24 protein-coding genes and 1 riboswitch are annotated in these 26782 nt (G+C 59.9%); of the genes, 18 read left to right on the top strand and 6 right to left on the bottom strand.

Annotation, left to right across the window (positions count from 1 at the left end):
- From waaC to CKW19_RS02390, 14 genes are all read left to right on the top strand, one after another.
- Complete coding sequence (gene waaC / locus CKW19_RS02455) at nt 1-1062, top strand: lipopolysaccharide heptosyltransferase I (protein WP_095056417.1); 1062 nt, start codon at nt 1-3, stop codon at nt 1060-1062.
- Nucleotides 1062-2186, top strand: a complete 1125-nt coding sequence (locus CKW19_RS02450; RefSeq protein WP_095056416.1) for a glycosyltransferase family 4 protein — start codon at nt 1062-1064, stop codon at nt 2184-2186. Before waaC ends, CKW19_RS02450 begins: the two co-directional genes overlap by 1 nt.
- On the top strand, nt 2183-2989 hold the full coding sequence (gene rfaP, locus CKW19_RS02445) for a lipopolysaccharide core heptose(I) kinase RfaP (RefSeq protein WP_095056415.1): 807 nt from the start codon (nt 2183-2185) through the stop codon (nt 2987-2989). Before CKW19_RS02450 ends, rfaP begins: the two co-directional genes overlap by 4 nt.
- Entirely contained in the window at nt 2989-3723 is a 735-nt protein-coding gene (locus tag CKW19_RS02440; RefSeq protein WP_095056414.1) for a lipopolysaccharide kinase InaA family protein, read from the top strand. Before rfaP ends, CKW19_RS02440 begins: the two co-directional genes overlap by 1 nt.
- Nucleotides 3720-4472, top strand: a complete 753-nt coding sequence (locus CKW19_RS02435) for a lipopolysaccharide kinase InaA family protein (protein ID WP_095056413.1) — start codon at nt 3720-3722, stop codon at nt 4470-4472. Before CKW19_RS02440 ends, CKW19_RS02435 begins: the two co-directional genes overlap by 4 nt.
- Nucleotides 4472-5923, top strand: coding sequence for a lipopolysaccharide kinase InaA family protein (locus CKW19_RS02430; RefSeq protein ID WP_095056412.1), 1452 nt, complete (start codon nt 4472-4474; stop codon nt 5921-5923). Before CKW19_RS02435 ends, CKW19_RS02430 begins: the two co-directional genes overlap by 1 nt.
- 118 nt (nt 5924-6041) lie before the next feature.
- Nucleotides 6042-6377, top strand: a complete 336-nt coding sequence (locus CKW19_RS02425) for a YceK/YidQ family lipoprotein (RefSeq protein ID WP_095056515.1) — start codon at nt 6042-6044, stop codon at nt 6375-6377.
- Between the two features lie 164 nt (nt 6378-6541).
- Nucleotides 6542-8299 (top strand): carbamoyltransferase, encoded by a 1758-nt coding sequence (locus CKW19_RS02420; RefSeq protein WP_095056411.1) that lies wholly within the window; start codon nt 6542-6544, stop codon nt 8297-8299.
- On the top strand, nt 8283-9413 hold the full coding sequence (locus tag CKW19_RS02415) for a glycosyltransferase (RefSeq protein WP_095056410.1): 1131 nt from the start codon (nt 8283-8285) through the stop codon (nt 9411-9413). The genes CKW19_RS02420 and CKW19_RS02415 overlap by 17 nt, the downstream gene beginning before the upstream one ends.
- Nucleotides 9413-10309 (top strand): antimicrobial resistance protein Mig-14, encoded by an 897-nt coding sequence (locus CKW19_RS02410; RefSeq protein ID WP_095056409.1) that lies wholly within the window; start codon nt 9413-9415, stop codon nt 10307-10309. Before CKW19_RS02415 ends, CKW19_RS02410 begins: the two co-directional genes overlap by 1 nt.
- A gap of 8 nt (nt 10310-10317) precedes the next feature.
- Nucleotides 10318-11748, top strand: coding sequence for a PIG-L deacetylase family protein (locus tag CKW19_RS02405; protein ID WP_095056514.1), 1431 nt, complete (start codon nt 10318-10320; stop codon nt 11746-11748).
- Entirely contained in the window at nt 11749-12705 is a 957-nt protein-coding gene (locus CKW19_RS02400; protein WP_095056408.1) for a glycosyltransferase, read from the top strand.
- A gap of 39 nt (nt 12706-12744) precedes the next feature.
- Nucleotides 12745-13512: a glycosyltransferase family A protein gene (locus CKW19_RS02395; protein WP_095056407.1), complete on the top strand. Its 768-nt coding sequence runs from the start codon at nt 12745-12747 to the stop codon at nt 13510-13512.
- Nucleotides 13502-14668, top strand: a complete 1167-nt coding sequence (locus CKW19_RS02390) for a hypothetical protein (protein ID WP_095056406.1) — start codon at nt 13502-13504, stop codon at nt 14666-14668. Before CKW19_RS02395 ends, CKW19_RS02390 begins: the two co-directional genes overlap by 11 nt.
- 40 nt (nt 14669-14708) lie before the next feature.
- Here the strand turns inward: CKW19_RS02390 and CKW19_RS02385 are convergent, their stop codons facing one another.
- Nucleotides 14709-15350, bottom strand: coding sequence for a toluene tolerance protein (locus tag CKW19_RS02385; protein ID WP_095056405.1), 642 nt, complete (start codon nt 15348-15350; stop codon nt 14709-14711).
- A gap of 114 nt (nt 15351-15464) precedes the next feature.
- Here CKW19_RS02385 and msbA point away from each other — a divergent pair, with 114 nt between their 5' ends.
- Both msbA and hldE read left to right on the top strand, forming a co-directional pair.
- Nucleotides 15465-17264, top strand: coding sequence for a lipid A export permease/ATP-binding protein MsbA (gene msbA, locus CKW19_RS02380; protein ID WP_177408767.1), 1800 nt, complete (start codon nt 15465-15467; stop codon nt 17262-17264).
- Between the two features lie 174 nt (nt 17265-17438).
- Nucleotides 17439-18863 carry a bifunctional D-glycero-beta-D-manno-heptose-7-phosphate kinase/D-glycero-beta-D-manno-heptose 1-phosphate adenylyltransferase HldE gene (hldE, locus tag CKW19_RS02375; protein ID WP_095056403.1) on the top strand — a complete coding sequence of 475 codons (1425 nt, stop codon included), beginning with the start codon at nt 17439-17441 and terminating at the stop codon, nt 18861-18863.
- A gap of 149 nt (nt 18864-19012) precedes the next feature.
- On the opposite strand, the gene CKW19_RS02370 is transcribed toward hldE, so the two are convergent.
- The 4 genes from CKW19_RS02370 to CKW19_RS02355 all read right to left on the bottom strand — a co-directional run bounded on the left by CKW19_RS02370 (nt 19013) and on the right by CKW19_RS02355 (nt 22481).
- Nucleotides 19013-19981, bottom strand: coding sequence for a metal ABC transporter ATPase (locus CKW19_RS02370; protein ID WP_095056402.1), 969 nt, complete (start codon nt 19979-19981; stop codon nt 19013-19015).
- 33 nt (nt 19982-20014) lie between these two features.
- Complete coding sequence (locus CKW19_RS02365) at nt 20015-20827, bottom strand: aldo/keto reductase (RefSeq protein ID WP_095056401.1); 813 nt, start codon at nt 20825-20827, stop codon at nt 20015-20017.
- Complete coding sequence (locus tag CKW19_RS02360; RefSeq protein ID WP_095056400.1) at nt 20824-21999, bottom strand: FAD-binding oxidoreductase; 1176 nt, start codon at nt 21997-21999, stop codon at nt 20824-20826. The genes CKW19_RS02365 and CKW19_RS02360 overlap by 4 nt, the downstream gene beginning before the upstream one ends.
- Before the next feature lie 149 nt (nt 22000-22148).
- Entirely contained in the window at nt 22149-22481 is a 333-nt protein-coding gene (locus tag CKW19_RS02355) for a multidrug efflux SMR transporter (RefSeq protein ID WP_008004867.1), read from the bottom strand.
- 103 nt (nt 22482-22584) lie between these two features.
- On the opposite strand from CKW19_RS02355, the gene CKW19_RS02350 reads away from it, so the two are divergent.
- Nucleotides 22585-23487, top strand: coding sequence for a LysR family transcriptional regulator (locus tag CKW19_RS02350; protein ID WP_177408766.1), 903 nt, complete (start codon nt 22585-22587; stop codon nt 23485-23487).
- Nucleotides 23488-23498: 11 nt separating this feature from the next.
- Entirely contained in the window at nt 23499-24779 is a 1281-nt protein-coding gene (waaA, locus tag CKW19_RS02345) for a lipid IV(A) 3-deoxy-D-manno-octulosonic acid transferase (RefSeq protein ID WP_095056399.1), read from the top strand.
- Between the two features lie 159 nt (nt 24780-24938).
- Here waaA and CKW19_RS02340 read toward each other — a convergent pair whose 3' ends face one another.
- Complete coding sequence (locus CKW19_RS02340) at nt 24939-26378, bottom strand: TolC family outer membrane protein (RefSeq protein ID WP_095056398.1); 1440 nt, start codon at nt 26376-26378, stop codon at nt 24939-24941.
- Between the two features lie 205 nt (nt 26379-26583).
- Nucleotides 26584-26689, top strand: a riboswitch (TPP riboswitch).
- Nucleotides 26690-26782 lie beyond the last annotated feature (93 nt).

Raw genomic sequence — 26782 nt, 5'->3', positions numbered from 1 at the left:
TTGCGCGTTCTGTTGATCAAGACTTCATCGCTGGGCGACGTGATTCACGCGTTGCCGGCGCTGACCGACGCGGCGCGGGCCATTCCCGGCATTCAGTTCGACTGGGTGGTGGAAGAGGGCTTCGCCGAAATCCCGACCTGGCACCCGGCCGTGGGCAAGGTGATTCCGGTGGCGATCCGTCGCTGGCGCAAGAACATCTGGCAAACCATCAAGAGTGGTGAGTGGAAACGCTTCAAGCAAAGCATTCGCGCCACAAAATACGATCTGGTGATCGACGCTCAGGGGCTTCTGAAAAGTGCCTGGCTGACCCGTTACGTCAAAGCGCCGGTGGCCGGGTTCGACAAGAGTTCGGCCCGCGAACCGATCGCGGCACGCTTCTACGATCGGCGTCTGGCGGTTGCCCGTGGTCAGCACGCAGTGGAGCGGGTTCGTCAGTTGTTCGCCATCGCGCTGGGCTATGACTTGCCCAAAGGCCTGGGCGATTACGGTTTGAGCGTCGAACGTCTGGTCGAGTTGCCGCGCAAGAATCCCTACGTGCTGTTTTTGCACGGCACTACCTGGGACACCAAACACTGGCCCGAAGCCTACTGGCGCGAGCTGACCGAGCGTGTCGGTTATCTCGGTGTGGGCGTGAAACTGCCGTGGGGCAATCCGGCGGAGAAGGCCCGTGCCGAGCGCATTGCGGCAGGCTTCAAGCACGCCGAAGTCCTGCCGAAGCTGAACCTGGCCGGTGTCGGCAAGGTGCTGGCAGGCGCACAGGCCTGCGTCGCGGTGGACACCGGCCTCGGTCATCTGGCCGCCGCGCTGGACGTGCCGACACTGTCACTGTTCGGCCCGACCAATCCGGGCCTGACCGGCGCCTACGGCAAATCGCAGATCCACCTGGCCAGCGATTTCCCTTGCTCGCCATGCCTGCAAAAGAAATGCACCTATCAACCGACGGCCGAAGATGCCCGTCAGTTTGACCTGAAGCGCGAGTGGCCCCTGTGCTTCACGCGTCTGAATCCCGAGCGTGTCGCCAGCCGACTGAGCACGTTGTTACTGGCTGAGGAGCTGCGCTGATGCAATTGGCATTTGTCCTGTACAAATACTTTCCGTTTGGTGGTTTGCAGCGCGATTTCATGCGCATCGCTCTGGAGTGCCAGAAGCGCGGCCATCAGATTCGCGTCTACACGCTGATCTGGGAAGGCGACGTGCCGCCGGGCTTCGAAGTGCTGGTGGCGCCGGTCAAGGCGTTCTTCAATCATCGACGCAACGAAAAGCTCAGCGAGTGGATGGAAGCGGACCTGGCCAAGCGCCCGGTCGACCGCCTGATTGGCTTCAACAAGATGCCGGGCCTGGACGTCTACTACGCTGCCGACGGCTGTTTCGAAGACAAGGCGCAGAACCTGCGCAATTCGCTGTACCGTCGCTGGGGCCGCTATCGTCACTTCGCCGAGTACGAGCGGGCGGTGTTCGCCAAGGACGCCAAGACTGAAGTCCTGATGATTTCCGAAGTCCAGCAGCCGCTGTTCATCAAGCATTACGACACCCCGCTGGAGCGCTTCCACTTGCTGCCACCGGGTATCGCCCAGGACCGTCGCCGGCCGGCGGATGCCGACGAAATTCGCGCCGGTTTCCGTGCCGAATTCAGCCTGAAGGACGATGAGCTGTTGCTGGTTCAGATCGGCTCCGGGTTCAAGACCAAGGGCGTGGATCGAAGCCTCAAGGCGTTGGCGGCATTGCCCGCTGATCTGAAGAAACGCACTCGCCTGTTTGTAATTGGCCAGGACGACCCCAAATTATTCCAGATGCAGAGTGCGACGCTGGGGCTGGGCGACAACGTGACGTTCCTTAAAGGGCGCAGCGATATCCCGCGTTTCCTGCTGGGTGCCGATCTGTTGATTCATCCGGCGTACAACGAAAACACTGGCACCGTTCTGCTTGAAGCCTTGGTCGCCGGGTTGCCGGTGCTGGTGAGCGCGGTCTGCGGTTACGCGCATTACATCGCCGAGGCTGACGCTGGCCTGGTGCTGGATGAGCCTTTCGAGCAGACGCAACTGACGCAGTACCTGACCGGCATGTTGAATGACGCTCAGGCACGGGCGGCCTGGAGCCGCAATGGTCTGGCCTTCGCCGAGACGGCCGACCTCTACAGCATGCCGCAACACGCGGCCGATGTGATTCTGGCGGAGCAGGCTAAATGAAGTTGATGCTGGCTGAACCGTTCAAGAGCCTCTGGGCTGGACGTGACCCCTTCGCCGAAGTCGAGGGCTTGCAGGGCGAGGTGTACCGCGAGCTTGAAGCGCGCCGAACCCTGCGTACCGAGGTGAACGGTCGCGGGTTTTTCGTGAAGATCCACCGTGGCATCGGCTGGGGTGAAATCTTCAAGAACCTGCTCACCGCCAAGCTGCCGGTACTCGGCGCAGGCCAGGAGTGGAAGGCCATTCAGCGCTTGCAGGAAGCCGGCGTGCCGACCATGACCGCCGTCGCTTACGGCGAAAAGGGCAGCAATCCCGCCGATCAGCATTCGTTCATCGTCACCGAAGAACTGGCGCCAACCGTCAGTCTTGAAGATTTCAGCATCAACTGGATCAAGCAACCGCCGGAGCCAACGCTCAAGCGTGCGCTGATCGCCGAAGTCGCACGCATGACCGGCATGATGCACCGCGCTGGCGTCAATCACCGCGACTGCTACATCTGCCACTTCCTGCTGCACACCGATAAACCGGTGACCGCCGATGATTTCAAACTCTCGGTGATCGACCTGCATCGCGCCCAGACCCGTCCGGCGATCACCCAGCGCTGGCGCAACAAAGACCTGGCGGCGCTGTACTTTTCCGCACTGGACATCGGCCTGACCCGGCGCGACAAGCTGCGCTTCCTCAAGGGCTATTTCCAGCGACCGCTGCGGCAGATCCTGGGCGAAGAAGCCGGATTGCTGAACTGGCTCGAAGGCAAGGCGAACAAGCTCTACGACCGAAAACAGCGATACGGGGATGCGCTCTGATGTCCGGTTGGAGACTGGAACCGGCTTACAGCGATCTGGCAGTGGACTTCGGCAGCCTTGAAGCGGTGTTCTCGCTTCAGGGTGAGCGACTGACCCGCGATCCGCTGTCCGAGGTCATCCGCGTGCGGCGCAATGGCGTCAATTACTATGTCAAACGCTACGTGGGCGCCGGCAAGGGGTTGCGTCGCTATATCGGCAAACCCCGAGTGAAAATGGAATGGCAAAACCTCAAGCGCTTCGCCAAGTGGGGCATTCCCACCGCCGAAGTGGTGGCGTGGGGGCTCGAACGACGCGGCGCGGCGTACGATCGCGGTGCGATGATTACCCGCGAATTACCCAATACTGAAGACCTGTCGGCATTGGCCGAACGGCGCGATCCCAAACTGGCGGATCGCGCCTGGGTCGACGCCGTCAGCCGCCAGCTGGCCCAGTACACCCGAACCATGCATGACCGTCGTTTCACCCATAACGATCTGAAGTGGCGCAACCTGCTGATCGACGATCAGGCCCGACTGTTCCTGATCGATTGCCCCAATGGTGATTTCTGGCGGGGTTTCTGGCTCAATTACCGCATTACCAAGGACCTGGCATGCCTGGACAAGGTCGCCAAGTATCAGCTGTCAGCGACCCAGCGCCTGCGTTTCTACCTGCAATACCGCAACCGGACCCGGCTCAATGCAGCCGATAAAAAGCGCATCCGGCACGTGGTGAGATTTTTCGAGGGACGCGAATGATTGATTTCCTGGCGGCTGAAGATCGTGCGCTGCTTGAACGGCATGGTCTTGGCACGTTCGATGCGCTCTGGGGCAAGCAACTCGACGCGGTGGATGAGCCCAATACTGGGCGCGGAGGCTGGAGTAGCGTGTTTCGGCTGGACCTGGAAGGTCAGGGTTTCTACCTGAAACGCCAGAGCAATTACATGACCCGCACGTTGCGCGCACCGTTCGGCGAACCAAGCTTCGCCCACGAATTTCGTAACATCCTGCGCTATCAGAAAATGGGCATCCCGGCGATGCAAGCGGCGTTCTACGGCGAGCGAAAGGTTGATGGAGAGGTCCGGGCGATCCTGTTGACCCGCGCGCTGGATGGCTGGAGCGATCTGGATTCGCTGTTGCAGCGCTGGACGGACCTGAGCACGCAACAGCATTCGCACATCCTCAAGGCCTGCGGTGTACTGGCGCGGCAACTGCACGCAGCGCGTCAGGTGCATGGTTGCTTCTACCCCAAGCACATTTTTCTGAAAACAACCGGCAGCGGCTATCAGGCTCAGTTGATTGATCTGGAAAAGACCCGGCCGTTACTTTACGGGCAGCGTGACCGGGTCAAGGACCTGGAACCGCTGACACGCCGCGCCCCTCAATGGGACGAGTCTCAGTTGCGTGAATTGCTCGCCGCTTATCTGGATCAAGGCCAGGAAAGTGCTCTGATCGATAGCTGGTTGCAGCGCCTGATGGCACGCCGTAGTCACAAAGGGGCGCATTGATGCGTTTGTCTGAACTGAAAACCGCTGGCCGTCTCCCGGCCCTGCCACTGACAGTGTCACTGGCCGACGCCGCTGGCCCCGCCGATCTGCAACTGTTGAGCTTGCTGCGGGTGTTGCCGGGGCAGCGCTATGTCGGTGCCGGCGTCTGGCGTGGCCGGCCGGTGCTGGCCAAGTTGCTGGTCGGCACCAGGGCGGCGAGGCATTTTCAGCGCGAGCTGGATGGCGTTCGCTTGCTTGCCGCCCAAGGGTTGACCACGCCGCAGTTGCTGGCCGATGGCCTGGAAGAAGGCGAGGGTGGCTGGCTGTTGTTCGAGTTTCTGGAGCGAGCCGAAAGCCTGGGCGATACCTGGAAGCAGGTTGAGCGCCAGCCCGTACTGTCCGATGGGCAAGGGGCGGTACTGGCCGAGGCTTTGGGCGCGATCGGGCAAATGCACCGCAAAGGCCTGTGGCAGGAAGACCTGCATCTGGACAATCTGTTGCGTCAGGGCGGTCGTCTGTACTTGATCGACGGCGGTGGTATCTGCTCGGAAACGCCGGGCCAGCCGCTTTCACGGCAGAAAGTCCTGGAAAACCTCGGTGTGTTTTTCGCTCAGTTGCCCAAAACGCTGGAGCCGTTCACCGAAGAGTTGCTGGTGTATTACCTGCTCAGTAACGGCGAACACGCCTTGCCCATGGAAGCGTTGCAGAAGCAGATCGACAAGGTTCGCCAATGGCGCCTCAAGGACTACCTGGTCAAGGTTGGCCGCGAATGCACGCTGTTCAGTGTGCAGCGCGATGCGTTCGGCTTGCGGGCGATTCGTCGCGAGGAAGAGGCGGCCATGTTGCCGGTGCTGGAGCAGGCCGATGCCTTGCTCGATCAGGGGCACCTGTACAAGACCGGCGGCGCAGCGAGCGTCGGCAAGGTCGAAGTGGATGGCCGCACGCTGGTGATCAAACGCTACAACATCAAAGGGGTTGCTCACTGGCTCAAGCGCTTCTGGCGCCCGAGCCGCGCCTGGCATTCCTGGCGCGAAGGCAATCGCCTGGCGTTCCTCGGGATCGCCACGCCCAAACCGCTGGCGATGCTGGAAAAGCGTTATCTGTGGTTGCGCAGCCGGGCTTATTTGATCACCGAGTATTTGCCCGGGCCGGACATCATCGAGCGCTTCGCGCCGTATGTTGAGCGTGGCGATGCACCTGAGTCCGAGTTGGCCGCGCTGGATCATCTGTTTGCCGAGCTGATTCGCGAACGTATCAGTCATGGCGACTTCAAGGGTCACAACCTGTTCTGGCAGGGGGATCGCTGGGCGCTGATCGATCTCGACTCAATGTGTCAGCACAGCTCCGTCGGCAGCTTTGCCCCGGCCTATGCACGGGATCGCGCGCGGTTTATGCGCAATTGGGCCGAAAGCAGTGCGCTGTATCAGAAAATCAATCAGCGTTTGCCCAAGGATGCTTTCACCGCTGCCTGAATAGGGCCGAGAGCGGCGACAAGCGCTTGGGATCCGTCCTACATCAACTTCAGAAGCCATGAACTGTGGCTGAAATCGCCACGATGCTAGCTTGCCTGACGTTCTCGGAGGGCAGGCTGTGACGATAAAAATGGCGGTTTCATCAGGTGTTCTATCACTGGCTTTGGGCGGATGCGGGACGGCGGCGACGGTCCTGCAGGATGACGCTGAGGCGGCGCAGGACCTGCGCAGGCAAAAGACCTATTGCCAGTCCATTCCCCGGGTCTATAGCGGCCTCACTTACGACTTCTGCGTGCTGAACGCACCGCCTGACCCCACAGGTTTCCTCGTTCCGCTCATTCTGGTGGACCTCGCCCTGTCAGGTGCGCTGGATACCGTTGTCTTGCCGTACACGATCTATCGGCAGGGCGTGGACGGAAACCTCTCGATTTACTGGCGGCCGTCCCGTGGATAAGCACCGGTTAGACCATCGCTTCGGTGCTTGCCGCTTGCAGCTAGAGGTTTGCCACTGCTTTTAAGTTATAATCCCGCCCTTTAGCTGTCTCTCGCCCATTGCGAGGGCACATTAATTTTTGAGGCGCTTGTCGCCTGCACGCAGACTTAAGAGGCTAGACCCCTGTGGCATTGACGATTCTTGGCCTGTCCGGCGCCCTTAGCCATGATCCTTCCGCAGCCTTGTACATCGACGGCAAGCTGGTCGCGGCGGCTGAAGAAGAGCGCTTCGTACGCGATAAACATGCAAAGAACCGCATGCCCTACGAATCGGCGAAGTTCTGCCTGGAACAGGCCGGTATCAAACCTTCCGACGTTGACGTGGTAGCGATCCCGTTCGCTCCGATCAGCCTGTTCGGCAAGGCCCGCTGGCAGTACGCCAAGCGTTACTGGTACGCCCCGGACCGTGCCCTCGACGCGATCCTGATGGGCAACCGTCGCTACAAGCGCTATCGCAACAAGATCGTCTGGTGCCTGGAGCAATTGGGTTTTGATCCGAAGAAGATCAAGATCGAGCCGGTCGAACACCACCTGGCCCACGCCTCCAGCGCGTATCACTGCTCCGGTTTCAAAGAGAAAACCGCGATCCTGGGCATCGACGGCAAGGGCGAGTACGCCACGACCTTCTTCGGTTACGGCGAAAACGGCAAGATCCACAAGATCAAGGAATTCTTCGATCCGGACTCCCTCGGCGGCCTGTACGGCGCGATCACCGAGTTCCTCGGTTTCGACATGCTCGACGGTGAGTTCAAGGTCATGGGCATGGCGCCGTACGGTGACGCCAGCAAATACGATTTCTCCCGCCTGGCTTCGTTCGAAAACGGCGAGCTGGTAATCAACACCGACTACGCCAACGTCATCGGCCTGCGTCGCTACAAAGAGAAGGGCAAGGGTTACTACTTCTCGCCGAAGCTGATCGAGTGGCTGGGTCCCAAGCGCGAAGGCGACATCGCCGACGAGCCGTATATCCACTACGCCGCCAGCATTCAAGCACTGTTCGAAAAAATTTCGCTGCAGATGATCGACCACTACCTGGGCGACGTGCTCAAGGAAACCGGCAAACTGGCCTATGCCGGTGGCTGTGCGTTGAACGTCAAGCTGAACCAGAAAATCATTGCCCGCGACGACGTCAAAGAGCTGTTTGTGCAGCCTGCATCCGGCGATGCCGGTACCGCAGTCGGCGCCGCCGCCTATGTGTCCCACGCCCGTGGCGTTCCGGTCGAGAAGATGGAACACGTCTACCTCGGTCCGTCGTACAGCAACGAAGACGTGATCGCAGCCTGCGCCCGTCATGCCGACAAGCCGAACTGGCGCAAACTCGACAACATGCCTGAGCAGATCGCCAGGATCATGGTCGATGGCAACCCGGTGGCCTGGTTCCAGGGTCGCATGGAGTTCGGTCCGCGTGCATTGGGTGGTCGTTCGATCATCGGGTGCCCGAGCATTCCCGGCGTGGCCGACCGCATCAACCACCAGATCAAGTTCCGCGAGCGCTGGAGGCCTTTCTGCCCGTCGATGCTCGACACCGTGGCGTCGCAGATGATCAAGATCGATCACCCGGCCCCGTTCATGACGTTCACCTTCGAAGTGGCGGAAGAGTGGAAAACCCGCGTGCCGGAAGTCGTCCACGAAGACGGCACTTCCCGTGCCCAGGTGCTCAAGCGTGAATACAACCCGCGCTACTACGACATGATGAAAGCGCTGGAAGTGCTGACCGGTAACGGTGTGTCGCTGAACACCTCGCTCAACCGTCGCGGCGAGCCGATGATCTGCTCACCGACCGATGCGCTGAACATGTTCTTCGGTTCGGATCTACAGTATCTGATCATGGAAGACATCCTGGTGGTTAAAGAGGGCGCAAACGCCTATGACACGCTCGGCTGAACGCCATGTGTTGCAGTTCTGCCACGGCTATGACGGCCCGTTTCTGGACTGCGCCCGGCAGTACGCCAGCCTGTTCGCGGGGACCGGTTATCGGGTGACCACGGTGTTTCTCACCGGGGTCGCCGATGCCGATGTCGCCGAGGGCTGCGCTTCCGATGAAGTGCTGTTCATGGAGTACAGCTCCAAGGCCATTCGTGGCCTGAAGCTGGGCGCCATCGGTGATCTGCGCAAGATCGCCGCTTCGCGCAACTTCAGTTTCTGCATCGCTCACCGCTTCAAACCGATCTATATCGCCTTGCTCGGCACGTCTTTGCCGGTAATTGGCGTGCACCACGCGTTTGACGATTACAAACGCGGCAGTCGCAAGCTGTTCGCGCACCTCTTGCGCAAACGCTTGAGCTTGATCGGCGTGTCCGATGCCGTGCGCGACGACATGCGCAGCTGCCTGCCGAAATGGCCGGCGTCGCGTATTCAGACGTTGTACAACCGAATTGATGTGGATGCCTTGCAGGCGACCCAGGTGTCGGCTCGTGAGGCCCGTGAAACCCTTGGCCTGGCGGCGGACGCCTGGATTGTCGGCAACGTCGGACGCCTGCATCCGGACAAGGATCAGGCCACGTTGCTGGACGGATTTGCCGAAGCATTACCGGGGTTGCCGGCCAATAGCCAACTGGTGATCCTCGGTTCAGGGCGGCTGGAAGAGGATCTCAAGGCGCAGGCCCGTGAGCTTGGCATGGGTGATCGGGTGCTGTTTCTCGGTCAGGTCCCCGATGCACGTCGCTATTTTAGTGCCTTTGATGTGTTTGCCCTGAGTTCCGACCACGAACCGTTCGGCATGGTGTTGCTGGAAGCCATGGCTGCCGGTGTACCGTTGCTGGCCACTGCGTGCGGTGGGGCCAGGGAAGTGGTCGAAGGCGTCGGCATTCTGTTTCCGCTGGGCGATGCCAAACACCTGGCTCAAGGTCTGCAGCATCTGGCCGCAATGGACGAGCATCAGCGTCGCCAGTGTGCCGAGCTGATGCTCGAGCGCTTGCGCGAGCGCTTCTCTGACCGTGCGGTTCGCGATGCATTCTGGCACTTGCCCCACGTTACCGAACTGGCACAGAGGGGCTGATGCTCAACCGATTTCAAGGCTGGCGTGAACGTGGCTGGGCGGTCGTCGACGCTTCGGTTTACAGCCAAACCTGGCAGCGATATGGCGGCAGCGTCGCAACGCACCCTGTTGTGGTCGAACGTTTGGCGAAACTGGCCGGCATCCCGGTGCGTTACCTGGCCTGGATGCAGGACGGTGACGTCAAGGCAGCCATTGCGACCTGGGGCCGCGACCTCGCCTTGTCCAAGGACGTACTCAAGCGCCATGGCAAGAAAGGGCTGTTCGACCTGGGGAATGCCGAGATCATTCTTCCGGCAGCGGCTGATGCCCAAGCGCCTTTGCGTCATCGCGCACGCTATTTGTCAGCGCTGAACGAAGGGCGTTTCACTGGCATCAAGTTGCAGGCCGAACAGTTGGCCATGGCCCGCACACCGGAAGAGCTGTCCAAGAAATTTCGCTATAACCAGCGCCGCGAATTGCGTTTGCTGGAAGAGGCGGGTGGTGTGGTGCGACCGGTATCCGAATTCTCCAGCAGCGAACTGGCCGCGATTTATTGCGATCTGTTCCAGCGCCGCTGGGGTTTCCCGGCGACTGGCGCTGAACGCATGGCCGAGGTCATCGAGTTGCTGCGTGAGTTGCTGATCGGCTCGGTGATTTTCCTCAACGATGCGCCGATTGCGATTCAACTGGTGTACCGCGTCGAGACGCCGCAGTGGATCAGTGTCGAGTACATCAATGGCGGTGTTGATCCCGAAACCCGCGAGTTCAGCCCCGGCAGCGTATTGAGCTTCCTCAACACGCAAAGTGCCTGGGAACATGCCCGCGCGCAGGACAAACCGTTGCGCTTTTCCTTTGGTCGCGCCGACCGTGAATACAAGGACCGCTGGTGCAACCCCGTGCCGGTCTTCACCGTATGAGCCAGGTCATGAGCCGCAAACAACAATTGCTCAAGCGCCATCGGCGCAATAAACGCATTGGCCTGATGATTGCGCTGGTGCTGTTGGCTGTTATTGGCACATTGGTCGCGTGGTGGGTGCCGCTGGTGCTCGCGGTGCTGGGCTGGATTGCCCACGAGGCCTGGTTTGCCGATCATTTGTTCTACTCGCCCGCTGACGATTACGCGTACAGCTTCCCGCCTTACACGCCACAGCCCAAGGTCCACTTGAGCGGCGAGCATCTGCGGCTGGACGACGGTGTCATGCTGGTTGACGACGCGACGCTGGTGTTGGCGTTGCGGATCAAAAGCACCTGGCTGGGACGCTTCCTCGATCCGGTGGTCGAGTTGTCCGGGGGCGATAACCCGGATCGGCAAACCTTCGAGCGTGGTGTGAACGGCCTGCGTTATCTCAATCTCAGTGGTCAGGCGCAGACGCTGTCACAAGGTGACTTGCGTCTGCGTGGGCGTTTTTGTCGATTGCTAGGCGAACCCGTGTTGTGGGCCTTCGAGCATCCGGATTACCGTCGTCAGCGGGTGATGGTCATCGCACCTCATGCCGATGATGCGGAGCTGGCGGCCTACGGCCTGTACAGTCAGGCAGATGAAGCCTGGATCGTCACGTTGACGGCCGGTGAAATTGAAGCCGAACACTATCGGCAGATGGGGCTTGATGGGGTCGAGGCTGCACGGTTGAAGGGTTCGCTGCGCGCCTGGGACAGTGTCAGTGTGCCGTTGTGGGGAGGGGTGCCCCAACAACGCTGTATCCAGCTGGGGTATTTCTGTCTGCAATTACCCTTGATGCAGAGCGAGCCAGGCGAAGCCGTTGTGTCCCGCGAGGCACAGCTTGGTGATACGCGTTTTTTCCGGCAGTTCAATCCATTCGCCCTGGGCAGTGATGCTGATGGTGTCCCTTCCTGGAACAATCTGCTGGGTGACCTGAGCGAGCTGATCGAGCGTATTCAGCCCCAGGTCATTGTTTTGCCACATCCGCGTTTCGACCCGCATCCGGACCATATCTGCTCCCAGCAGGCCGTCATGCAGGCGCTGAGCGCTACTGTCTGGCAGCCCGGAACACTGTTGCACTATGCCAATCACTTGCATGACAACGATCGTTGGCCAATGGGTGACGCTGGCACGGGTGTGGCGTTGCCGCCGCAGCTCAATGCTGATGAGCCCTTGCGGCCATGGGCACCCAGCCTGTCGATGGAGCATCAGTGGAGTAAAGCAATGTCGTTGGGCATGATGCATGACCTCCAACCTCCACTTCCCCTCAAGCGACTTCTTCGGCGGTGTATTCAACGTTGCCTTGCAGGCCGTCGCTGGCCGGCTTTTGGTGAAAACGAGTTTTTCCGTAAAACAGTGCGACGCCATGAGCTGTTCTGGGTCCAAGAGCAGCCTGGCAAGCAAGAGAGAAGCTAATTGAAAGTCCTGTTTCTGGTGCAGAAAGAGCAACGAGCGATCCTCGATCGACTGTACGACGGTATCGCCGAGTCCTGCGATTGCGACAAGCGTGAGCTGAGCAGTGCCGAGCAGGACGACTTGCGTGGGTATTTCCGCAAGCATGTCGATGTGTCTCTTTACGATCGAATCGTGTTTTTTCTGCGCTTCAAAAAAGAAATCAGACAGGTGCGGTTCATCCAGACACTGCCGAATCTGGTTATCCTTGAACACGACGCGTATCAGAATTACATCCCGTGCAAATACACCGGAAAATTCAGTGCTCATTACCGCAAATTGCCGTGGGCGCGGGTGATCAGCTCGGGATACATGGTCAGCCAGCGTTTGTGTGACGAAGGTTTTGATGCCCATTTCGTACCCAAGGGTTACGACCAGTCGCTGCTGCAAAACCGTCAGCGTGAGCGTGATATCGAGCTGGGTTTCGTCGGCAGTCTCAACAGCGTTGCCTATGCCGGGCGCAAAGCCATGCTCGAATCGGTGGCCGAGGTCGAAAACCTGTTGATCACGCGCACCAAGTCGGGCGAGGAATACTGCGAAACGTTGAGCCGGATCCGTTGTTTTGTCAGTGCCGACGTTGGCATGGGCGAGTACATGATCAAGAACTTCGAAGCCATGGCCTGCGGTTGTGTGTTGTTTGCTTACGACCAAGGGGAAAAAGAGAATCGCGCCCTGGGTTTTGTCGATATGCAAAACATTGTGCTTTATCGAACGCGCGAGGAAATTCGCGAAAAACTGGCGTTGTTGCGTGAGTCACCGCAGCTGACCGAGACCATTTCGGCGGCTGGCCAAACCCTGGTAGAGCAGCGTTACACGTTCCGTGCGGTAGGGCATGCAATTGTCGAAGCGATGCGGGAGCCGCTGCGCGAGCGAGCTGCGCTGAGCTGGAAAGAAAAATTACGCTTATCGCTGGGGCTGTAAAGCCTGGCGATTCAACAATAGAGAGTGCGGTGTAAACACATGCTGTTCAGCGAGACTAGCGATATTTCGGTTGTTATCACCAGTTGCGGCCGCTTCGACCTGTTGAAGCGAACCCTCGAAACCTTCGACCGGTACAACACGGCCCCCATCCGTAAGGTCTTCATTACCGAGGACTCTGGTGACAGTGCCGTCGAAGCTTGTATTCCGGAACATTGGAGGGCGCATACCCAGTTTTTCATCAACAATCCGCGTCTGGGTCAGTTGAAGTCGATTGATGCCGCTTATGCCCAAGTGCAGACGTCCTGGATTTTCCATTGTGAAGATGACTGGGATTTCTATCGCGAAGGGTTTATCGAAGAATCCCAGTGCCTGCTGGAGGAAGATCCGCAGGCGCTACAGGTTTGGCTGCGCAGCTTCAATCATGACCTCATGGTTCACAGCCCTTACGTGTTCCTGAACGAGCGCAAGATCAGCCAAGGCATTCCTTTTTACGTATTGGGTTCACACAAGGTGGACTGGCAGGGCTTTTCCTTTAACCCTGGGTTGCGGCGGCGTGCAGACTATCTGCTCCATGCACCGTATTCCGCGTTTTCCGGAGAAAAAGACCTGTCGCGCCTGTATGCCGCGCAAAATCGCTATGCGCTGATCCTGGAAAACGACGCGGTGTTGCACACCGGCTTCGGCGGGCACGTGGAAGTTCCAGAGGAACGCGTGAACAAATTGCGACGCAAGCGCCTCGATCGATTCAAACTGGTCGCGGTCCTTGTTTTCGGCCTGATAGCAGGTTGGGTGCTTCATGGGGTTTAACGGTGTAAAGCTGCAAAAGCTCACCATGACGAAGTATTTCGGAATAGCGCTCTGTCTGTTTCTGGGGAGTTACATAGCGGGCTGGTCTTCGAAGTGGACCAACAATCTGTTCTACGGCCTGATCGTAGTGCCGGGGCTGGTGTTCCTGATCAAGGAACGAGGTGCAGGTTTGTTCAGGCAGCCGCTCGCACTGGGGTGGCTGGCTTTTACGCTATGGTTTCTGGTGCCGGCGACTATTGCCGGGCACATTCAGTTTTTCAAGCACATCTTCTACGTGATGATGTTCGTCATGGTGGTCGGTGCCTTCAGTGATCCACAGTTTTTTCGTAGCCCGACGTTTGTCCGTGGACAGTTCTGGCTCCTGGCGTTGTACATCTTCAGTTGCGCGTTCTATAGCTGGATCACTGGCGAGTACCCGTTCGGGTCTCGGGTCGCGTTGCTGCCGGCACGCCTGGAGAATGTGATCTACGCCAGTATCTGGCTACTGTGTGCGCTGGCGCTGGCAGTGCCTTACTGGGTCAGGACGCATCGATGGATCGAGAGTGCATTGGCGGTTGTTTTATCGATCTTCGCAGTGACCTTTGTATTGCAGACGCGTACGGCGTTGGTTGGGGTGGCGTTCCTGTTGGGCGTATGGCTGCTTTACGGTCTTTACCGCAAGCCGCGGCAGGTTGGCTGTGCGCTTGCGATCAGCTTGGCGGTGATCGGTGTGCTGTTTCTGATAGTGCACCAAGAAGCCTGGTACCAGTCGCTGTGGACTCGCGGCGATTCCTATCGCATTGAGCTCTTTCACATCATGGTAGGCGAGTGGCGGAACTGCGGCTGGATGCTTGGCTGCGGTGTCACCTTCCACACCAGCCAGTTACTGGGCGGCTGGATGCCGATTCAGCATCCGCACAACATTTATGTGGCGTTGGGTTTGTACAGCGGCGCGGTGGCGCTGGTGCTGTTTCTCGGGCTGATGACCGCCACGCTTTGGCAGGCCTGGCGTCTGCGTGACGCCTGGGGAATGTTTCTGGTGTGTGCGCTGGTCATGCTGAATTTCGATGGCAGTTTGCTGATCGGAAACCCTGACGAGTTGTGGCCATTGGTGTTGTTGCCTGCAGCAATGATCCTCGGGCGAGGATTGCAGGCGCAGCGTAACGGGGCGGCATGACGCTGACCTTCGCCTCCTCGTTGGGGGCGAAGGGGGCAGGTTATTTTTGCAGGGCGCTGCTCAGCTCTTCCGGGGAGCAGGTGCTTTGGGTCTGGGCATAATGTTGCATGAAGATCTCCCCCTGTCTGTCGAGCAACCATTGCCGATCCTGGGGGTAGCGCACCATATGCTTGAAATTGCGCAATCGCAGTCCCTTACGCAACGGACGGCGATAAACTTGCAGGTCGGCAATGTCGATCAGGCCCAACTGATGTTCAGGCGTGAGCACGATGTTGCCCAGATGCGCTGACCGGAAATAGATCCCGCGTTCATGCAAGGTGGCCATGAAGGTCCCTAGCTTGCCGCGTAACGGATCTGCGTCATTTTGGGTGTCGAGCAGCTGGCGCAAGGTCTGGCCCGGCAGCGGATCGTAATGCACGGCATCACGTTCGATACTCGCAATGCGGTAGACCTGACGGATCGACGGGCAGGGAATCTGTCGCTCACGTAGCGCAATGCAATTATCGGCAAAGCGTTTTGCATACGGATACCAGGCCGCTGACGTCAGCAGGCGCTTGCGACGAAACAGCTTGAGAATCGAGCCGTCTGTCAGCCGCAAAACCTTATCCCCCGAACCATCGGCTTCAAGGACTTGCGCTCCCTCGCGCAGGGCAAGGTATCGACTGTAATCAAGGGCTTGCATCTATACTCCGGGACGACGCCATGAGGCATGGATAGCCGGCCATGTTACCGCAGCTCAGCGACTAAAGTGGCCTGTGTTACAATCGCGGGCTCTTTTCTCACACAACGGGTTCACATGACCAGCCCTGATTCGCCTGCGCCGTCGAGCTTGAAAATTTACCTGCGCCTGCTGTCGTATGTGCGCCCGTACTGGGGCATGTTTTCGATCAGTATCGTCGGCTTTGTGATTTTTGCGTCGACGCAGCCGATGCTGGCGGGGATTCTCAAATACTTCGTCGATGGTCTGAGCAACCCTGAAGCAGTGCTTTTCCCAACGGTTCCCTATCTGCAGGATTTGCAGCTGCTGATGGCCGTACCCTTGCTGATCATTCTGATCGCCGCGTGGCAAGGTCTCGGGTCATTTCTGGGTAACTACTACCTGGCGAGGGTTTCGTTGGGCTTGGTCCATGACCTGCGCGTCGAGTTGTTCAACAACTTGTTGGTCCTGCCAAATCGTTATTTCGATACCCATAATTCCGGACACCTGATTTCGCGTATCACCTTCAACGTGACCATGGTGACCGGTGCCGCTACCGATGCCATTAAAGTGGTCATTCGTGAAGGCCTGACGGTGGTCTTCCTGTTTGGTTATCTGCTGTGGATGAACTGGAAGCTGACCTTGGTGATGCTGGCGATCCTGCCGTTGATCGCGGTCATGGTGAGCAGTACCAGCAAGAAATTTCGCAAGCAGAGCAAGAAAATCCAGGTGGCCATGGGTGACGTGACTCATGTGGCGTCCGAGACCATTCAAGGCTATCGCGTAGTGCGCAGCTTCGGTGGTGAAAGCTACGAGCAGCAACGCTTTGCCGCCGCCAGCCAGGGCAATACCGACAAGCAATTGCGCATGACCAAGACCGGGGCGGTCTATACGCCGATGCTGCAATTGGTGATTTACTCCGCCATGGCCGTGCTGATGTTCCTGGTGCTGTTCCTGCGCGGTGATGCTACCGCCGGTGATCTGGTGGCCTATATCACTGCCGCCGGTCTGTTGCCCAAGCCGATCCGCCAGCTCTCGGAGGTCAGTTCGACCATTCAGAAGGGCGTTGCCGGGGCCGAGAGCATTTTCGAGCAACTGGACGTTGAACCGGAAATTGACAACGGCACGGTTGAACGTGATCGCGTCAGCGGCCACCTGCTGGTACGCAACCTCAGCTTCACGTACCCGGGGACCGAGCGTGAAGTGTTGAAGAACATCAACTTCTCGGCGGCACCGGGACAGATGGTCGCGTTGGTCGGGCGTTCCGGCAGCGGCAAGTCGACCCTCGCCAGCCTGATTCCACGTTTTTACCATCACGAGTCCGGGGAAATCCTGCTCGATGATGTTGAGATCGAGGACTATCGCCTGCGCAATCTGCGTCGGCATGTGGCGCAAGTCACGCAGCATGTCACCCTGTTCAACGACACCATTGCCAACAACATCGCTTACGGTGACCTGGCCGGCGCCCCTCGTGCCGACATCGAAAAGGCCGCCACGGATGCGTTCGCCATGGACTTCATTTCGCAGATGCCCCAAGGCCTGGACACCCAGGTCGGTGAAAATGGCGTGCTGCTGTCTGGAGGCCAGCGTCAGCGTCTGGCGATCGCCCGGGCGCTGTTGAAAAATGCGCCGTTGCTGATCCTCGACGAAGCGACGTCGGCACTCGACACCGAATCCGAGCGCCACATTCAGGCGGCGTTGGACCAGGTCATGAAGGGTCGTACCACGCTGGTGATCGCTCACCGCTTGTCGACCATCGAGAAGGCTGACCTGATCCTGGTGATGGATCAGGGCCAGATCGTCGAGCGAGGCACTCACACGCAGTTGCTGGCCCAAAACGGCTATTACTCGCGCCTGCATGCGATGGGCCTCGACACGCCGGCCGAAGACATCGCCTGACCCCGATAGCGTCAGGGTGAGCCGGGCTCACCCTGACGTCGCTTTTTGGCTTGTTCTTTGCTCAAAAAACGACCAATAAAGCCCGGCAAATCATCCCGTTGCAGCCGTCGCACAAGCCGATGCCAACCCTGTGTTAATATCGCGCCCCTGTTCATTTTGTATGTGGGTTGCTCCATGAAGTTGTCCATGCCGCGATTCGATCAAGCCCCTGTCTTGGTGGTCGGCGATGTCATGCTCGACCGTTACTGGCATGGTGGTACCTCACGGATTTCTCCTGAGGCACCGGTGCCGGTGGTCAAGGTCGATCACATCGAGGACCGCCCGGGCGGTGCCGCCAACGTTGCCTTGAACATTGCCGCGCTCGGCGCGCCAGCCTCGCTGGTCGGTGTGACCGGCGACGATGAAGCTGCCAACAGCCTGGTCAATAGCCTCAACGGCGCAGGTGTGCGGGCCATATTCCAGCGCATCGCGCACCAGCCGACCATCGTCAAGCTGCGGGTCATGAGTCGTCACCAGCAACTGCTGCGTATCGATTTCGAAGAACCGTTCGCCACCGATGCCCTGGCATTGGCGGCGCAGGTCGATGAGTTGCTCGAAGGCATCAAGGTGCTGGTCCTGTCCGACTACGGCAAAGGCGCGTTGAAAAACCATCAGGCGTTGATCCAGGCCGCGCGTGCCCGTGGCATTCCGGTCCTGGCCGATCCCAAGGGCAAGGATTTTTCGATCTACCGTGGCGCGAGCCTGATAACGCCGAACCTCAGCGAATTCGAAACCATCGTCGGTGGTTGCGCCGATGAGCATGAGCTGGTGAACAAGGGCGCGCAGTTGATGCACGACCTGGATCTGGGTGCCTTGCTGGTGACCCGTGGCGAGCACGGCATGACCCTGCTGCGTCCCGATCACCCGGCACTGCACCTGCCCGCCCGGGCCCGTGAGGTGTTCGACGTGACCGGTGCCGGTGATACGGTGATTTCCACCCTGGCGGCCGCGATTGCTGCGGGTGAAGAGCTGCCCCACGCGGTGGCCCTGGCCAATCTGGCGGCGGGCATCGTGGTCGGCAAACTGGGTACGGCGGCCATCAGTGCGCCAGAACTGCGTCGCGCGATTCAGCGTGAGGAAGGTTCCGAACGCGGTGTGCTGGGGCTTGAACAACTGCTGCTGGCCGTTGACGATGCTCGCGCGCATAACGAGCGGATCGTCTTCACCAATGGTTGCTTCGACATCCTGCATGCCGGCCACGTGACCTACCTTGAGCAGGCGCGAGCGCAAGGCGATCGCCTGATTGTTGCGATCAACGACGATGCGTCGGTCAGCCGCCTGAAAGGGCCGGGTCGTCCGATCAACAGCGTCGACCGGCGCATGGCTGTGCTGGCAGGGCTGGGTGCTGTGGACTGGGTGATCAGTTTCTCGGAGGGCACCCCGGAAAACCTGCTGAGCGCGGTCAAGCCGGATGTACTGGTCAAGGGTGGCGATTACGGGATCGACCAAGTGGTCGGTGCAGACATCGTCACCGCTTACGGTGGCACCGTGAAGGTGCTGGGGCTGGTGGAAAACAGCTCGACCACGGCGATTGTCGAGAAGATCCGCAAGTCCGAGTGACGCAATCTATGTAGGAGCTGGCTTGCCAGCGATGGTCGTTAACGATGACGCGTATCTGCTGAGAAAACGCGGCGTCCTTGAATCCTTCGCTGGCACGCCAGCTCCTACGAGGTTGTGCGTACACCCGTCGGAGCTGCAGCAGTTTGCTTTCAGGAACTGACTTTTTTACGCGGCACGATTTTTTTCAGCAGCAATTTGGCCTTGCCGCGTAACCGCGCCAGACCAGAATCCTTCCTCGGCGGGGTCAGACCTTGCTGACTCACCCAATCCTTCCAGCGAATTCGCTCATCGTGAACCAGCCAGCCTTCCTGCCGGGCAAAACTTTCGGCCAGGTAAAGTCCGCGCGTGCTGGCCGGGTACAGCTGATCTTTTTTCAGGGTGAAGAGCTCGGCCGTGGGGTGACCGTCCTTCAAGGGCATCAGGTACAGGTCAGGGCGTTTGCGATCGAGGCGGGCGACGAGTTGATCGCCTTCCAGCCTTTCGTCGACGTGAAACAGGCTCAAGGATTTGGCTTCCTTGGGGACATCCAGGCGCAAGTCGTAAATCAGTTGCAACGATGCTGTCGGCAAATGCACGTAGGCCCGCGGTCGCTCGATCAACATCAGATTGGCGCAACGCACCGGCCGCGCGGAACCGGACAGCGGCGTCAGGCGAAACGGCAAGGCTTCGCGGTAATGCAGGGCGGCGGAGTAGGGCGCCGGCAACCACGTTTCATTGAAACGACCACCGAGCCAGCCTTCAGGGGTTTCCAGCAGGCATTCCTCGGCAACTTCCTGAATCGCCGTGTGCAACGGCAGGTTCAGCTCATGGGCCGGTACATAGCCGGAGATCAACTTGAGGACCACGTCGCCGCGGTCCTGCCGACGCTGGCGAACCAGCACCCAATAGTCGCGATTCTGCCAATGCAGCGTCAGACGCACCGAAACCCCGAGGTTGGCCAGTTCCAGGGCAAACTTTTCGCTGTCGCCAACCGTCACGGGGCGGCGCCGTTGCAGGGTCTGGGAGAAGTTCAGCGGCCTCCCGACGCTTTGGTAAGTCAGGCCTTCGGGGGTCGCTTCGACGAATAACGGCAGGGTCTTGAAGTTGCTCGGGTTCTTTCTTATGAGCGTGCGCGGCATGTCGGCTCCTGCTTAAGGCCGCGTGGGGCGGCATCAGTTGCTACGTAGGACCTGGGCAACGGTCGCGACGTTGTGGGCGAGGTGCAGCGGATTGATGGTCCCGACAATAGCACTGGCCACACCCGGATGATCAAACAACAGCTCGAAACTGGCGCGCACCGGATCCACACCCGGACTCAGGCAGACATGACCGCTGGCCAAGGCTTTCTTGACCAGAATGGCTTTGCCGTGTGCAGCAGCATAGTCAATCACGGCCTTCTCGTTTTGTTCGTTCAGATTGTAGGTGACCATCGCGCAGTCACCTTGTTCCAGAGCCTTCAAGCCACCTTCGACGGTTTTGCCGGAAAAACCAAAACCACGAATTTTGCCTTCGGCCTTGAGTTCGGCGAGGGTCTGGTAGGCCTCGCAATCATTGAGAATTGCCAGGTCGTTGCCGTCGGAATGCACCAGCACCAGATCGATGAAATCCGTTTCCAGGCGTTGCAGGCTGCGTTCCACCGACAGGCGTGTGTGAGCGGCGCTGAAATCGTGGCGGGACTGACCGTCGGCAAATTCTTCACCGACCTTGCTGACAATTACCCAATCCTGACGCTGGCCGCGCAGCAACGGGCCCAGGCGTTCTTCACTGCGACCATAGGCCGGGGCGGTGTCGATCAGGTTGATGCCCAGGTCGCGTGCGAGTTTGAGCAGCATACGTGCTTCATCGTCGTCGGGGATCTGGAAGCCATTGGGGTACTTCACCCCTTGATCCCGACCCAGTTTCACCGTGCCCAAGCCCAGCGGCGACACCCGCAGGCCGGTGCTGCCCAGCGGGCGATGCAGGTCGTGCAATGTCGGTTGGCTCATGGCAGCAGTTGCTCCCACGCCGGGACGCTCATCGGCGGCTTTGGCAGCTCAGGCAGCGGTTCCGGGTGGCTTGGCTGGATGCCATCGCGGGTCAGGCTGGTCATCACGCGGTCAGCGAAGTCTGGCGCCAGGGCCAGCTTGGTTGGCCAGCCGACCAGCAAACGCCCCTCTTCGGCGACGAATGCGTTGTCGGGTCGGACAAGGCCCGATTGCAGCGGTTCGGCGCGATCCACGCGCAAAGTCGCCCATTGCACCGTGCTCAAGTCGATCCATGGCAGCAACTGGCCGATTTCTTTCTGTGCCGTGGCGATTTGTTCGGCAGGCTCTCGGGCCACACCCTCGGCTTCGGCGATGTCGCCTCCGAGGTACCAGACCCATTGGCCATCCGCTGCCGGGTGCGTGGTCACGGTGATGCGTGGTTTGGTGCCGCCACCCAGGCAGTGGGCATACAGCGGTTTGAGGCTCGGACCTTTGGCGATGATCATGTGCAACGGCCGACGCTGCATGGCCGGCCGGCTCAACCCCAGCGCTTCAAGCAGTGCCGCCGTACCAGCGCCGGCGCTCAGGACGATGCGCTGGGCGCGGATTTCGCGGTCATCCACTTTCAGGCCGACCAGCACGCCGCCATCCAGCAGCGGTTCGATCGTCTGCCCGGCGAGCAGGCCGTCACCGGCCAGATCGGCCAGGCGCTGGATCAGGCTCGGCACGTCGATCACCAGTTCCGCCAAGCGATAGACCTTGCCCTTGAAGCGCTTGTCTTGCAGGGCGGGCGGCAATTGGTCGCCCTTGACCTGATCGACGCGACCGCGCACGGCTTTGCTGGCAAAGAAACTGGTGAGGTTGCCGGCGAGGGTGCCGGGGGACCAGAGGTAGTGGGCTTCGGACAACAGGCGCACGCCGGACAGGTCCAGTTCACCGTCACCGGCCAGGGCTTCGCGCCAGCGACGCGGCATGTCGGCAATGGCTTCCGAAGCGCCGGTCAGCGCGCCATGCAAGGCGTACTTGGCGCCACCGTGGATGATGCCTTGGGACTTCACGCTCTGCCCGCCGCCGAGGCTGGAGTTCTCCACCAGCACGGTCGAAAAGCCTTCGCGGCGCAGGCGTGCATTAAGCCAGAGGCCGGCGACACCAGCGCCGACAATCAGAACGTCGGTGGAAATAACGGTTGGCATTCGGCGACCTCAGTGTTCAAGACGAGGGCGCAGTATACAAGGCATCTTCAGGATGCAGGTGAGCCTGTAGGAGCCGGCTTGCTGGCGATCCGGCCAACGCGGTGTGCCGGATGCACCGCTATCGCCAGCAAGCCGGCTCCTAGAGCGTGTCAGTGTCCGGCAGTTTTGGAGAAGAGTTGAATGACGACGACGCCCAGCACAATCAACGCCATCCCCAGCATCGCCGGCACATCCAGTTTCTGCCCGTAGATAAACAGCGCCGCGACGCTGACCATCACGATGCCCATGCCGGCCCACACCGCGTATGCCACGCCCACCGGCACGCTGCGCACCACCAGCGTGAGCATCCAGAACGCAATGCCGTAGCCGACGATCACCAGCAGCAGTGGTAATGGCGTGCTGAAGCCTTTGACGGCTTTCATCGAAACAGTGGCAATCACTTCGGCGCAGATGGCTATGGCCAGGTAGTAGTAAGCGGTCATGGGTCAATCCTCGTGTGAAGTGTTGCTTTCTGAGCTCGGCATTCTAGTGATTCTCCAGATGCGGTAAAGTCATTACCTATCTGCTATAGAGATGGGTCGGTCCATGAACATGCAATGGAATCTGGAACAGCTGCGGTTGTTCGTCAGCGTCGCGGAACAACGTTCGTTTTCCGCCGTGGCGCGGGATCAGCGCAAGGCGCAGTCGGCAGTCAGCAGCGCGATTGCGTTGCTGGAGGAAGACCTCGGCGTCAGCCTGTTTGATCGTAGCAGTGGCCGTCAGCCGAAGCTCACCGAAGCCGGCGCTGGATTATTGGAGGAAGCACGGGAAGTGCTGCGCCAGTGCGAACGCCTCAATGGCCGGGCACTGGCGATGATGCGCGGTCAGGAAGCGCGCCTGCGCCTGGCCCAGGATGAGGCGATGCCTTATCAGCCGATCATTGAGAGCTTCGAGGCTCTGGCGGAAAAGTTTCCCAGCCTTGAAGTGCAATTGACCAGCGCCGCTCAAGGCGATGTCGCGCGCAAACTGGTGGAGCGTCGCGCCGATCTCGGTTTGTTGTTCTACCACGACCAGATTCCCGAAGCCCTGGAACGTCGCGTGCTCGGCAGCGTGGAGATGGTCACCGTGTGCGGTGTTGATCATCCGCTGGCGAAGCAAGGGCGAATCGACTGCCAGCAGTTGGCGCAGCACCGACAGTTGTTGATGTCGACCCAGTCCAGCGTTTATCCGGGCAGTGAACCGGCCAGCCCGCAAGTCTGGCGTGCCGACAGTTTTTATGTGATGGCTGAATGGTTGGTGCGCGGGCTCGGCTGGGCCTGGCTGCCGCGCCACGTGGTGCAGTACCCGACCTATCAGAACCAGATGGTCGAACTGGCCAGCGAATGGACGCCGCCAGCCCTGGTCGTTGAGCTGGTCTGGCGCCGGGACGAACCGCTGGGGCCGGCCGCTCGCTGGCTCGCCGAACGTTTTGCCGTGCACTTGCAGGCGATCGGCGAGAAAAGCCGATAAACTCCGGCGCCATGAATAGAACTCTCTATACCGCACTGTTTTATCTGGGGCTGCCATTGGTAGCGTTTCGGCTGTGGTTGCGGGCGCGCAAGGCGCCGGCGTATGCCCAGCGCATCGGCGAGCGTTTCTCGTATGGCCTGCCGGCGATGAAGCCGGGCGGCATTTGGGTGCACGCGGTGTCGGTGGGCGAAAGCATCGCCGCGGCGCCGATGATCCGCGCGTTGTTGGCACGCTATCCGGCGTTGCCGATCACCGTGACTTGCATGACCCCGACCGGGTCGGAACGCATCCAGGCGTTGTTCGCCAATGAGCCGCGCATCCAGCACTGCTATTTACCCTACGACTTGCCGTGCGCTGCCCGGCGTTTCCTTGATCGGGTCCAGCCAACACTGGCGGTGATCATGGAAACCGAACTGTGGCCCAACCATATCCATCAATGTGCCAAACGCGGGATTCCGGTGGCGCTGGCCAATGCGCGGCTGTCCGAGCGATCCGCCAAGGGCTACGGTCGTTTCCACAAATTGACCCAGCCGATGCTCGCCGAAATGAGCCTGTTCGCGGTGCAGACCGAAGCCGAAGCACAACGCTTCCGTGACCTGGGTGCCCGGCCCGAAACCGTCGACGTCACGGGCTCGATCAAGTTCGACCTGACCATCGATCCGCAACTGCTTCAGCGTGCCGGCGAGTTGCGTGGGCAATGGCAAGCCCTGGAGCGTCCGGTGTGGATCGCCGCCAGCACGCACGAAGGTGAAGATGAAGTGGTGCTGGCGGCCCATCGCCAGTTGTTGGCCAATCATCCCGATGCCTTGCTGATTCTGGTGCCGCGTCATCCGGAACGCTTCAATTCGGTGTACGCGTTGTGTCAGCAGCAAGGGTTCGCCACGGTCCGTCGTTCCTCGGGGGACGCGGTCGACGCAGGCACGTCGGTGTTGTTGGGCGACACCATGGGCGAGTTGCTGTTTCTCTATGCGCTGGCCGACAGTGCGTTCGTCGGCGGCAGCCTGGTGCCCAACGGCGGGCATAACCTGCTGGAGCCGGCGGCATTGGCCAAACCGGTGTTGAGCGGGCCGCATCTGTTCAACTTCCTGGAAATCGCCGCGCAATTGCGCAGCGCCGGGGCGTTGCAGGAAGTGGAGGATGCAGAAGGCCTGGCACTGGCGGTACAGCGTCTGTTTGAGTTGCCGCGGGATGCACAGCGGATGGCTGAGGCGGGATTGAAAGTGATGCGCACCAACCAGGGCGCGTTGCAGCGTTTGCTGGATGGGTTGGGGCGGTTGATCGACAGATCTTGAGCCTGATGGTGATCCTTTGTGGCGAGGGGGCTTGCCCCCGTTCGGCTGCGAAGCAGTCGTAATTCCTGCGGCTGCGGTGCCGCAGAAAAATGCTATTGCAGATTTTGGGGCCGCTTCGCGACCCAACGGGGGCAAGCCCCCTCGCCACAGGAATGACTTTTACTGGCCAGGTCGCGCTTTCAACTGCTCTTCTGCCGCCTTGGCCAGATCCGGTGGCAGGAAATCCTTGTCCGGGTTGTAGTTGGGATTGAGCCAGCGTGCCAGGTCTTGCAGATCCCCTGGGTTCAACGTGCCGGCCTGTTGCTTGAGGCGCAGGTTGTCGAGGATGTAGTCGTAGCGGGTGTTGTTGTAGTCGCGTACCGACGTGTAGAGCTGACGCTGTGCATCCAGCACGTCGACGATGTTTCGTGTACCCACCTGATAACCGATTTCGGTCGCTTCCACCGCGCTCTGGTTGGAAATGATCGATTGCTTGCGCGCCTGTACCTGCTCGACGTCGGTATTCACCGCGCGGTGCAGGTCGCGGGTGTTTTCCACGATGCTTCGGCGCAGGGATTCGCGTTGTTGTTCGGTCTGGTCCAGTTGCGCATACGACTGACGGACCTGGGAGTTGACCAGTCCACCGCTGTAGATCGGGATGTTCAGTTGCAGGCCCACGGTCGTTTGCTCGACGTTGCCGCCGTAGGGTTGGCCCAAGGGGACCGGGTTGCTGAAGCCCAGCGCATCGTTGTCGCCTTTCTCGTACTGCGCGATGGCGTCGAGGGTAGGCGCGTGGCCGGACTTGCGTTGCTTGATGGTTTGTTCGGCGGCACTGACGGCGTAGTTGCTGGCCAGCAGGTTCAGGTTCTGGCGAGCTGCGGTTTCGACCCAGGCTTTGGCGTCATTTGGCGCCGGTGGCAGGATCGGCAGGTTATGGCTGATACCCTGAATCGATTTGTACTGACGGTTGGTCAGGGTGACCAGGGCTTCGAAAGCATCATCCACCTGACGCTGCGCGACGATCCGGTTGGCGCGTGCGGTGTCGTAGCTGGCTTGCGAGTTCAGCACGTCGGTCTTGTCCGACAGGCCGACGTCAAAGCGTTCCTTGGACTGATCGAGCTGGCGTTTGAACGCGGCTTCTTCGGCCTTGTTCGAGGCCAGGTTGTCCTGGCTGCGCAGCACGTTGAAATAGCTGTCGGCGGATTGCAGGATCAGGTTTTGCTGGGTCGCCGAGAGTTGCAGGGCAGCCTGTTCATTTACATCCTTGGCGGCCTGGAACTGGAACCAGCGATCAGCGCGGAACAGTGGCTGCGCCAGGGTGGCCTGGTAGGAATGAGCGTTGCGGTTGGCCGTGGACGAAGGCTGATCGAGCGCCGTTCGCACACTGGAAACATTGGCGCCGCCCGAAAGGTTGGGCAGCAGCCCGGCGCGGGCCTGCGGGACGATTTCCTTTTGCGCGCCATATTGAGCGATGGCAGCGGCGAGGTCGGCGTTGTTGTCCACCGCTTCCTGATAAACGCTGACCAGGTCCGTCTTGGTCGATAAGGGCGCTTCTGCTGCCCAGACCATTCCGTTGGACGCACAAGACACGGCAAGGGCCAGTGAGAGTTTGCGCAGCATAGACGATCCCTAGATTAAATATTACACGGGTAATTTGAACGCCAAGGCTAAGGCGCGGTTCGCACCGCGTCAATGCGCAGCTTGGCGTAGCGAGTGTAGTTGCGCATGAGGGCGGCAACAATCCTGGTTCGGCGTGTTATTGCGCCATTCATCATGGTATTTGCAACGGGGTTGGCGTTCTTTGCCGGTTGTGTCTAGACTGGCCGGGTTCTTGTCGGGGTGCCTTGCTATGAGGCTGAGATCGAATAATTTCGGATCCCGTTGAACCTGATCAGGTTAGCGCCTGCGTAGGGAACAAGATTTCTCGTCACCCGGCGAGTCCTCTTGTGCTTCGTCCGGGATGTTGTTCGACAATCGAACACCCCTCGAGCACTGAGCACAGCACAGCTGGTATCTCCAGCGCC

Origin of the sequence: Pseudomonas sp. Irchel s3f7, from assembly GCF_900187615.1 — a bacterium.
GTDB lineage: Bacteria > Pseudomonadota > Gammaproteobacteria > Pseudomonadales > Pseudomonadaceae > Aquipseudomonas.
The sequence above is the reverse complement of the archived record's forward strand: the minus strand, read 5'-3'. Positions and strand labels throughout refer to the sequence as shown.